This window comes from Psychromarinibacter sediminicola, assembly GCF_029168335.1.
GTDB lineage: Bacteria > Pseudomonadota > Alphaproteobacteria > Rhodobacterales > Rhodobacteraceae > Psychromarinibacter > Psychromarinibacter sediminicola.
Map to the genome: position 1 here is coordinate 1 of NZ_JARGYC010000104.1, position 10588 is coordinate 10588.

Below are 10588 nucleotides of genomic sequence, written 5' to 3' on the forward strand. Positions count from 1 at the left end.
ATCGGCGAACTCATCGACTGCTTCACGCACCAGGAATGCGAAAACTACTTCGCCGCCTGCGGATACGATGCAGATTGATCGGAAAACGCTCTAAAATCAGATCGCAGAAGCGTATCGAGTTTCACGGTAGGATGACCCGCTTCATCTTTGGGAAGCGCGTTGAAATGGGCCTTGTGCAGAATCCTTCCGGGTACCGGCTCTCTGACAGACTCGAACCAGCCTTGGTGTAGATGCCAAGCAAGGCCGTAGTTGCTCGCAGCTCGTGGAACGTAGTCACTGTCCACGTCGAGAAGCTGGGAGATGTCATAGTCCTTGGGATCAGCCATCCAGTCGAAGACATCAATGTACTGTAGGAGCGTGCCTGCGACGGACACCTTCTCCGCACCGACAACTTCCAGAACAGCGCGCATGTGGGCAGAAGCGGTTGCCCAAGCTTCCTGCCAGCGCGTGTATTCGAGGCAGTTTACGAAGATCGAGTTGCCTTCACAGCGCAGCCGCCAAGCGAGATCCCCGTTCGGCTTGATCCGTTCGAATGAAATACCTGGACCGCCGGGCAATGTGATTGCCTGCTGGACGCCTTCGCCGATCATCACCTGTTGGACTTCGTGCCGGGCCAGCCGTGGCAGGGCTTCTTTCCAGTGGCCATGGTTTTGGGCGAGCTTCTCGATTTCAGTCGAGTGCCACGGACGCGACAACTGGAAACCGAACACGACCTCTACGATGGCGTGCTCCCCACTTTTCGCGACAAATGCCAATGCCCGTCTCCCTGTGCCGCAACCGACTGTCACCACGACATGTAAAAGTCCGGTGAACTCGCCACGCGGCGCAACCGTTTTCAAGATATAGTCACGGCCACCCAGGCGTTGCAAGACTCGCTGTGCCTTTAGCCGATTGCCGGGTGTTCAACGCCAGATTGCGGGCCGTCGCTCAGCACAACACTTGCGTCATCGGAGGGAAGCTCCACGGCTGAGCCGACATTTGGGCACACCGCAGCGAACGGCAGCTCTCCCCCAAACCCACCACCCCACCCGTCCGGACACAGCGTCCGGACGGGCTCCAGTTAGCGCTATCTGTAACAAAAACAGAGACTTGGACCCCCGTCCCACCTCGGACACCCTCGGACGCCCGCCTCAAACGGCCTCTTCCGCGCCCACCCGAGCGCCCTCCGGGATCGTCCGCGGCGCCGCGTTCAGCCGGTCCTTCGCGAAGCCCGCCGCCTCCTGGTAGGCCCGCATGAACGCCGCCCGCTCCGCCGCCGGGATCACCTGCTCGATATCCTCGAACGCGCCCCCGCACCGCTCGTCCACCAGGTTGAGAAGCCCGAACGGCCCCGCCCCCCGGTTGCGCAGCACCACCTCCGAGATCGGCCCGCAGAGCGTCTCGTCATAGGCCGCCAGCGCCGCCGCGCTCACCCCGTGCTCCAGCAGGCAGGCGCCCATCACCCGCGCGTCGATCACCGCCTGGCTCGCCCCGTTCGACCCCGTCGGATACATCGCATGCGCCGCATCCCCCGTCAGCGCCACCGCCCCGTCGCGCCAGGTCGGCACCGGGTCGCGGTCGATCATCGGGTTCTCGTAGGCCACGTCCGCGCCCCTGAGCAGCGCCGGCACGTCCAGCCAGTCCCACGACCAGCCCTCGAAGTGATGGACGAAGTCCCCGATCTCCACCGGCTTGAACCACCCGCTGTCGCGCTTGTCGGTCTCGTCATAGGTCACCTCGGCGATCCAGTTGACCATCGCCAGCCCGGTCTCCGGGTCCGGGTGCGAGATCGGGTAGATCACCATCCGCTGCCGGTGCGTGCCCAGCCCGACGAAGGACGACCCCGTCCGGATCGGCTTCGCCAGCGTCGTGCCCCGCCACATCACCGCGCCGCCCCAGTGGATCGGCGGCTGCTCGGGATGCATTTGCGCCCGGATCGCCGAATGGATGCCGTCGGCGCCGATCAGCAGCGTGCCGGTCTGCTCCACCCGGCTACCATCCGCCCGCTCGATCAGCGCGGTCACCGTCCCGTCCGCCTCGTGCCGATACCCGATCACCCGATGCCCCAGCTTCACCGCGTCTGCCCCGGCCCGCGCCAGATAGGTCTCGTAGAGCAACACGTGCAGCCTGCCGCGATGGACCGCGTATTGCGGCCAGTCGTAGCCCGCGAGCGTCCCCCGCGGCTCGGAATAGATGTCGTTGCCGTTCAGCCCGACGAGCGCCCATTCCTTCGCCGGCAGCCCGACGGTATCCAGCGCCTCCGGGCCGATCCCGAGATCGTAGAGCTCGCGCACCGCGTTGGGCTGCAGGTTGATCCCCACGCCCAGCGGCTTCAGCTCGCGCACCGCCTCGAACACGACGCAGTCGACGCCGATCTGCTCCAGCGTCAGCGCCGTCGCCAGCCCGCCGATGCCGCCGCCGGCGATCATGACAAGGGGTTTGCTCATTCTCTGTCCCTCCCGCAACGTCAGGCGGTCATAGCAGCCCGGCCGGTAGGATCAATCGCGGATTCCCGCTTGCAAGTCCGCCCCGTTTGACACCGATCATGCGTCTTGCACACGCCATCTGCTAGCCTGCGCGCAACCGCCCCTAGGAGGCCTGCCTTGCCCGTCGCCTTCACCACCCGCGACCTGACCAAGACCTACGGCGAAGGCCGTTCGGCCGTGCATGCCCTGCGCGGCGTCGATGTCGAGATCCCGGCGGGCGAGATCGTCGTGATGCTCGGCGCCTCGGGCAGCGGCAAGTCCACGCTGCTGAACATCCTCGGCGGGCTGGACCGGCCCAGCTCGGGCACGGTGCATTTCCGCGACCTCTGCCTGACCGACCTGAACGACGCCCGCCTCACCCGGTTCCGGCGGCAGCATGTCGGATTCGTCTTCCAGTTCTACAACCTGATGCCCAGCCTGACCGCCCGCGAGAACGTGGAACTGGTCACCGAGATCGCCGAGAACCCGATGGCGCCGGAGGAGGCGCTGGAGGTGGTGGGGCTGAAGCAGCGGGTGGACCACTTCCCCAGCCAGCTTTCGGGCGGCGAGCAGCAGCGGGTGGCCATCGCGCGGGCCATCGCCAAGCAGCCCGAGGTGCTGTTCTGCGACGAGCCCACCGGCGCGCTCGACAGCGCCACGGGCCGCGCCGTGCTGGAGGTGCTGCACGAGGTCAACGCCCGGCTCGGCGCCACGGTGCTGATGGTGACGCATGCCGCCAACATCGCCGGCATGGCGCATCGCGTCATCCGGCTGGCGGACGGGCAGATCCGCGAGGTCGAGGTCAACGCGACCCGGATCGCCCCGGCGGAGGTCGTCTGGTGAGCCCGCTCGACCGCAAGCTCCTGCGCGACCTGGGCCGCATCAAGGGGCAGGTGATCGCCATCATGCTCGTGATCGGCGTGGGCGTGATGCTGCAGGTGATGATGTCGGGCCTCGTCGCCTCGCTCAGCGAGACGCAGCGCGCCTATTACGAGCGCAACCGCATGGCCGATGTCTTCGCCCCCGTCACCCGCGCGCCGCAAAGCCAGCTGGCCCGCCTGTCTCAGATCCCGGACGTGGCGCGGGTGGAGGGGCGCGTGACCGGCGGCGCCCTGTTCGACCTGCCGGGTGAGCCGATCCCGATCCGCGGCAAGGCGGTGTCGCTGCCGGATCAGGGCGAGGCCGCGTTCAACGCCGTCTACCTGGTCGAGGGCGCCCTGCCCGCCCCCGGTGCGCGCGACGAGATCCTGCTGCTGGCGGGGTTCGCCGAGGCGAACGGCTACGGGCTGGGCGACCGGATCGACGTCACCATGAACGGCACGCGGCGGACGCTGCGCATCGTCGGGCTGGCCGAGGCGCCCGACCTTCTGTTCGTCGCCGCCCCGGGCGAGATGGTGCCCGACCCGGCCCGCTTCGGCGTGATCTGGATGCGACGCAACGCCCTGTCGGCGATCTACGACATGGACGGCGCGTTCAACGAGGCGCTGTTCTCGCTGTCGCGCCTGGCGGTCGAGGCCGAGGTGCTCGACCGGATCGACGCGGTGCTGGACCCCTGGGGCGGCACCGGCGCCTACGGCCGCGACGACCTGGTCTCCGACCGCTTCGTGCAGGAGGAGATCGGCGGGCTGGCCACCATGTCGCGGGCCGTGCCGCCGCTGTTCCTCGCCATCGCGGCCTTTCTTCTCTACATCGTCGTCAGCCGGATCGTGCAGGGCGAGCGCGAGGAGATCGGGCTTCTGAAGGCGTTCGGCTACACCGGCGCCGAGGTCGGCGCGCATTACTTCAAGATGGTGCTGATCGTCGCCGTGGGCGGCGCGGCGCTCGGCTGCGCGCTGGGCATCCTGTCGGGCCGGGCGATGATCCCGGTCTACACGCAGTTCTACAACTTCCCGTTCCTCGTCTTCCGGCCCGACCCGGCCTCCTTCGTCATCGGCGTGAGCGCCAGCATCGCCGCCGCCTCCGCCGGCGGCGTCTTCGTGCTGCGCCGGGTCTTCGCGCTGGAGCCGGCCGAGGCGATGCGCCCGCCCGCGCCGGCGGATTACAGCCGGACGATCACCTTCACCGGCCGCTTCGGCCGGATGCTGGATCAGCCGACGCGCATGGTCCTGCGCTCCATCGCGCGGCAACCCCTGCGCGCGGCGGCTCTGGCGGCGGGGATCATGGGCGGCATGGCGCTGGCCTCGGCGATGACCACGATCTACGGCGCGTTCGACCGGATGATGGCGCTGAGCTTCTCGGTCATCGACCGCTCCGACGCGACGGTCTACTTCACCCGCCCGCTGGGCGAGAAGGCGGCGCTGGAGCTTGCGCGCATCCCCGGCGTGATCGCGGTGGAGCCGATGCGCAACGTCTCGGCCGTCCTGCGCAACGGGCTGAAGACCCATCGCGGCGCCGTCAGCGGCATGATCGCCAACCCCGAGATGACCCGCGCCATCGACGCCGACCACGCCCCGATTCCGCTGCCGGCGGAGGGGATCGTGCTGGGCCAGGCGCTGGCCGACATCCTGGAGATCGGCCCGGGCGAGACGCTGACGGTCGAGGTGCGCGAGGGCCGGCAGCCGGTGCTGGAGGTGCCGGTCGCCCGCGTCGCCTCCAGCCTGCTGGGCGCGCCGGCCTATATGCGGCTCGACGCGCTGAACCGGGCGATGCGGGAGCCCGGCCGGATATCCGGCGCGCATCTGCAGGTCGATGGCAACCGGGCCGACGAAATCTACCGCACGCTCAAGGACATGCCCAGCGTCGCTGGCGTCAGCGTGGCCGAGACCGCGCGCGAGTCTTTGCAGAAGCTGATGGATCAGGGCGCCGGCTCGGCCCGCTACATCATGGGCGCGGTGGCCTTCATCATCACCTTCGGCATCGTCTACAACGCCGCCCGCATCGCCCAGGCGGAACGCGGCCGCGACCTCGCCTCGCTCCGGGTGATGGGCTTTTCCAAGGGCGAAGCCGGCTTCGTCCTGCTGGGCGAGCTGGCGGTCATCACGCTGGTGGCGATCCCGTTGGGCTCGGCGCTGGGATACGCGCTGAGCTTCGCCATCGCGGCGGGGTTTTCCAGCGAGCTCTACCAGATACCGGCCACCTTCGACCCGTTCAGCCACGGCTTCGCCGCCAGCTTCGTGCTGGGCGCGGCGGTGGTCTCGGGGCTGCTGGTGAAACGTGATATCGACCGGACCGAGCTGATCACGGTCCTGAAATCGAGGGAATAGACCATGGCGCGCAAGAAACTGTCCCGCCCCATCCTGATCCTCGCGACGCTGGTCGTGGTGGGCGGCGGGCTGGCGCTGGCCTTCTGGCCGCGCCCGGTGATGGTGGATATCGGCGAGGTGACGCGCGGCGCCATGCGGCTGACCATCGACGAGGAGGGGCGGACGCGGGTGGCCGAGGACTACGTCGTCTCGACCCCGGTGAACGGGCGGCTGCTGCGGGTGGAGGTCGATCCCGGCGACCCGGTGGAGAAGGACAAGACCGTCGTCGCCCGGATGCGACCGGCGAACCCCGCCGCGCTGGACGTGCGCACGCGCGAACAGGCCTCGGCGGCGGTGGAGGCGGCGCAGGCCGCGCTGCTGGTGGCGATGGCCAACCTGCGCGCGGCCCAGGCCGACGACGAGCTGGCCCAGTCCGACCTGGAGCGCACCGCGCGGCTGGCCGAGAGCGGCACCGCCAGCGCGGCCGCTCTGGAGCGCGCCGAGGGCGCGGCGGAGGCGGCGGAGGCGCGGCTGCTGACCGCGCAGGCCGCCATCGCCCAGCGCAAGGCCGAGCTGCAAAGCGCGCAGGCGCAGCTGATCGGCTTCGACGACCGCGGCCTGCGCGAGGCGCTGGACGAGCAGCTCGGCGACGAGATGCCGATCCATGCCCCGACCGACGGGGTGATCCTGCGGGTGATCAACGCGGGCGAGACGACGCTGCCCGCCGGCGCGCCGATCCTGGAGGTCGGCGACATCCGCAATGCGCTGGAGGTCGTGGTCGAGCTGATCTCGGCCGATGCGGTCCAGGTGTCGGCCGGCGACCCGGTGATCATCGACAACTGGGGCGGCCCGGAGACGTTGGCCGGGGTCGTGGAGCGGATCGAGCCGTTCGGAGAGACCAAGGTCTCGGCCCTGGGCGTGGAGGAGCAGCGGGTGACGATCGTCGTGCGCCTGACCAGCCCGCCGGAGGAGCGCGCGGGGCTGGGCCACGGCTTTCGCGTGGAGGCGCGGATCGTCGTCTGGCAGGCCGAGGACGCGATCATCGTTCCCTCCAGCGCCCTGTTCCGGGAAGACGGCGGCTGGGCGGTGCTGGCCGTGCGCGATGCGGTGGCGGCGCTGCAGCCGGTCGAGGTCGGGCGCGACAACGGGATCCGGGCGCAGGTGCTGGACGGGCTGGCGCCCGGCGACCGCGTCGTGCTGTACCCGCCCGCGACGCTCGCGCCGGGATCGGCCGTGGAGCAGCGGGTGGTCGAGTAGTCTCGGATCGCTGGCGCGATCCGACCGAGGTGGGGGGACGCTGTCCCCCGGACCCCTTACTTTTTTCAATCGCTCAACTCGGCGGTGTCCGTATTGCGTCCATTTCGTGCAGGATATTCTGCCGATCCTGAAACGGTAACTGCCGCCTCCCCGCACTGAGGGGGCCCTAAGATACAGGCTTGAGGAGAAATACGGGCTTGAGGAAGAATACAGGGCGGTACACCGATCGTGGCTGACACCGCAAAAGCCGAGACCAACGCGGCTCCCAGCATCCCGTGGAACGACACTGCCTCGACACGCGCGCCGGAACCAGGCCTCAATCTTTTGTCTGCACCTCGCGAGGGCGCGCCTGTCGTACATGTGCGCCAGATAGGCTCGGGTAGCTGGATCTGTTCGCCCGCCGGGTTCGGCCAGCGCTCGCGCTGCTACGGCAACTGATTACCTCCGGATGGTGCTTTCCTGGCGATTGTCTGACGTCTACGCATGCCGGACAGATGACGCGCGGCCGCGTCGGACAGGTATGCACTGCCCATCGATGAACTACTTCAGATTGCATTGACGACGCAGGAACACGTTCTACGTTATTAGATCAGGAACGCACATCTGCGATTAGTCAGTTCGGGCAGGAGTATCCTGCCGACGGCGAGGAGGCGCCTTGAGCCAGCAGAATACCATCAAAACGGTCGTCGCCGTGCTCATCGTCCTTGCGATTAGCTATTACATCATGGGGGTGAGCATCACTGGCTAGGCGGCCAGGCCTATGCACGGTGCGACCCGCGGCAGCGCGCTCACCAAGCAGCCATTGGCCGCATGCCCGACGGAAACACCGACGTCCGAATGACGGTCTGGTTTGCTGGATCCAACAGCTACGTCATTTCTTGGCTGGAGTGCGATTGGAGAACGGCATCAGATCAAACCATAGCTGGTGGCCATGGTGGCCGCATGCGTGCTGGTCTTGGCGTTCAGCTTCGATTTCGCGTTCTTCAGGCGCTGCTTTACCGCGCCTTCGCTCACGCCAAGCAGGCCTGCAATCTCCTTCATCAGAAGGCCGTTCTTGATCATTCCGAGCGCTTCGAGTTCTGCCCGAGTGAGATTTGTGGGCGGAATGAACGAATCGTGCAAGCCCTGCAGCGCGCGTTGAAGCGCTGCGATCTCAGCGTCCTCAAACTCGCGGTCGGCCCGGGCGAAGGAGCCGAAACTGCGCTGGCCATGGGAATCACGGTCGATGCAGGAGACCGCCGCTCCGAAAAGCAGCCCAAATTCTGCCGCATGGTCCAGGACGCCGCGCGGGTCGGGGATGTTGATCTCACTCCAGCGTATCGCCCCTGTGGAGACGTACAGCCAGTTCATGACCGGGTCGGCCATCACGTAGCCGCGCTTGCCAAAGGTCTCTACCCAGTCCGGAGGAAACAGGTTCTGCTCGAACATCGGGAGGGCAAAGCTGATACGGATGGCGATGAAGTACCCGGACGGCGAGAGTTCCGCGAACAGGTTCGTGTCTAGGTCGGCCCCCAACTCGATGCCCATATGCTGTAGCATTTTGCCTCTTCCAATCGGTTTCACGGCGCATTCCTGGGAATGACACGCGGGTACTTCGGATGTTCAGCAGGCAGAAATATGCAGAGAATGCAACTTTTCCGCGAATTGACCGTGTCAGCCGCCTTTCGGCCAGGAAGGTGACCCGCAGGGCGATGTAGACGGCCTTGTCCTTGACCATGCGACCGTAGGCGTCGCGGTTCCTCCCTCCAGCGCCTCGTAGATCACGGTGAGATAAATCCGGCCGAACGCCCGGTGCTGTCATTCGCGGACCTTTTCCTGCACGGCGCCGACCATTCTTGAGATGAATCGCGCGAGCGACCGGCTTTGCACGCGGCAGCGGCCGCGAAATGTCCGGCCCCTCCCGAAAGGCAGCAACAGGAACTGGCCCTGACGGGTCCATGCGCCATGACACACGCCAGCCACATGAGACGCGCGCGCCATGGCGCTCGGCCGTTCCACCGGCACGGCCGCGTGGCCGGTTCTATTAGCGACGCGGTTTACGGAAACCACGCGCGTAACTCGTAGCCTGGCAATCCGCGATCAGCCCGGGTGCTCCGGTCAACCGATCCTATAGCGGCGACTGGACGAACGCCGGCATAGAGCGTTCCGCCTTCAGTGCGTCGAGATAGGTCGATGCGGTGGTCAACGCTTCTGCGATGCACTGATCCATGTCGATGTAGCGGTATGTGCCGAGTCTTCCGATAAAAGTAACCCCGTCGACCGTCCCGGCCAGAGACAGGTAATCGCGCAGCAGCGCCTTTTCGTTGGCAAGCCGCACCGGATAATAGGGAATATCCGTCGGCCCTGCGGCCCTGCTATGCTCTTGCGTGCAGATCGTCTGCGGATGGTCTTCCCAATAGGCGAAATGCTTGTGTTCGGTGATGCGCGTGTAGGGCACGTCGGGATCGGCATAGTTCATCACCGGGCACCCCTGGTAATCTCCCTCGGCGCGAAAATGCTCGAAATCCAGCGTCCGATAGGGCAGCCGTCCAAGCCGGAAGTCGAAATACTCGTCCAGCGGCCCGGACCAGAAGACGTGGCCATGTCCGGTTGCGGCTTCCCGCGCAAAGCTTGTCCGGAGCCGCAGGTCGATCAGTGGATGTTCCAGGATCCTTTCGACGAGCCGCGAATAGCCTTCTCGGGGAATGCCCTGAAACCGGTGCGAAAAATACCGGCCGTCATAGCGGAACCGCAGCGGCAAGCGGTTGAAGACAGAGGCGGGCAGCTCTTTCGGAGACCGCCCCCATTGCTTTTGCGTGTAGCCCTTGAAGAACGCCTCATAGAGGCGGACACCGACAGTGCTGCGGGCCTGTTCCTCGAAATTCGCCGGCGCAGGAATTGGATCGGCCTCGGCGGCGATGAATGCCCTTGCCTCGTCGGGGCGCATCGCGGTCCCGTAGAATTGGTTGATGGTCAGCAGATCAATGGGCAACGAATAGACCCTTGTCCCGACGGTTGTCCTGACGCGATGCTCGTAGGGCATGAAGTCGGCGAACCGCGTGACGTAGGCCCACACCTCGGCCGCATCCGTGTGGAAAATGTGCGGCCCATAGACGTGAGTCAGCACGTCCGTCACTGGATCTCGCTCGGTGTGGCAGTTGCCGGCGACGTGGGAGCGGGCGTCGATGACCGTGGAGGGCAGACCTGCATCGGCGAGGCTCCGCGCCAGTACCGCGCCGGCGAAGCCGGCCCCAACGATCAGAACCGGCTTCAGTTCTGCCGACGCGCTCAAGGTGGTACCGCTCGCCACGGCAGGCCCGAGAGGCGGCCTGCACTCATTGAAGCGGCAGTTTCGGGACGCGATCGAGCAAAGCGAATCTCTCCGCGACGGTCGTATCAGCCGCCGGAACCGCGATCGCGGCGGCGCGCTAGAATCAGAAGTCCGGCGAACACGGCCAGGGCAAATACCAGCGCGATGGTCAGTGGTGAACCGGGGCCGCTGCCCGGCACGGCGGCCACGTCTGCGGGCGTCGGTGTCGGGGTGGCCGTCGTCGGGGCAGGTGTCGGCGTCGCGGTCGGCGGAGCCGGCGTGGGCGTCGCGGTGGGCGGAACCGGCGTCGGCGTCGCAGTCGGCGGAACCGGCGTCGGCGTCGCAGTCGGCGGAACCGGCGTCGGCGTCGCGGTGGGCGGAACCGGCGTCGGCGTCGCAGTCGGCGGAACCGGCGT

8 protein-coding genes are annotated in these 10588 nt (G+C 66.8%); 4 read left to right on the top strand and 4 right to left on the bottom strand.

Features of this window, described 5'->3' with window-relative positions; all coding sequences use genetic code 11:
- Positions 1-44: 44 nt before the first annotated feature.
- Both P1J78_RS22730 and P1J78_RS22735 read right to left on the bottom strand, forming a co-directional pair.
- A complete protein-coding gene (locus tag P1J78_RS22730; RefSeq protein ID WP_275569674.1) occupies positions 45-869 on the bottom strand; it encodes a TIGR04255 family protein in 825 nt (274 codons plus the stop codon).
- A 261-nt stretch (positions 870-1130) separates the two neighbouring features.
- Positions 1131-2426 carry a flavin-dependent oxidoreductase gene (locus P1J78_RS22735; RefSeq protein ID WP_275569675.1) on the bottom strand — a complete coding sequence of 432 codons (1296 nt, stop codon included), beginning with the start codon at positions 2424-2426 and terminating at the stop codon, positions 1131-1133.
- 156 nt (positions 2427-2582) lie between these two features.
- Here P1J78_RS22735 and P1J78_RS22740 point away from each other — a divergent pair, with 156 nt between their 5' ends.
- Genes P1J78_RS22740 through P1J78_RS22750 form a run of 3 tightly spaced genes read left to right on the top strand, consistent with a single transcriptional unit; the run spans position 2583 to position 6883 of the window.
- Complete coding sequence (locus P1J78_RS22740; RefSeq protein WP_275569676.1) at positions 2583-3287, top strand: ABC transporter ATP-binding protein; 705 nt, start codon at positions 2583-2585, stop codon at positions 3285-3287.
- Entirely contained in the window at positions 3284-5647 is a 2364-nt protein-coding gene (locus tag P1J78_RS22745; protein ID WP_275569677.1) for an ABC transporter permease, read from the top strand. Before P1J78_RS22740 ends, P1J78_RS22745 begins: the two co-directional genes overlap by 4 nt.
- A gap of 3 nt (positions 5648-5650) precedes the next feature.
- A complete protein-coding gene (locus tag P1J78_RS22750; protein WP_275569678.1) occupies positions 5651-6883 on the top strand; it encodes an efflux RND transporter periplasmic adaptor subunit in 1233 nt (410 codons plus the stop codon).
- A 906-nt stretch (positions 6884-7789) separates the two neighbouring features.
- On the opposite strand, the gene P1J78_RS22755 is transcribed toward P1J78_RS22750, so the two are convergent.
- Both P1J78_RS22755 and P1J78_RS22760 read right to left on the bottom strand, forming a co-directional pair.
- The gene (locus P1J78_RS22755) at positions 7790-8410 is read right to left on the bottom strand and encodes a helix-turn-helix transcriptional regulator (RefSeq protein ID WP_275569679.1); all 621 of its coding nucleotides are present in this window, start codon (positions 8408-8410) and stop codon (positions 7790-7792) included.
- A 580-nt stretch (positions 8411-8990) separates the two neighbouring features.
- Positions 8991-10172, bottom strand: a complete 1182-nt coding sequence (locus P1J78_RS22760; protein ID WP_275569680.1) for a UDP-galactopyranose/dTDP-fucopyranose mutase family protein — start codon at positions 10170-10172, stop codon at positions 8991-8993.
- 165 nt (positions 10173-10337) lie between these two features.
- On the opposite strand from P1J78_RS22760, the gene P1J78_RS22765 reads away from it, so the two are divergent.
- Positions 10338-10588: hypothetical protein (locus P1J78_RS22765; RefSeq protein WP_275569681.1), on the top strand; the 251-nt coding region annotated here is incomplete at its 3' end.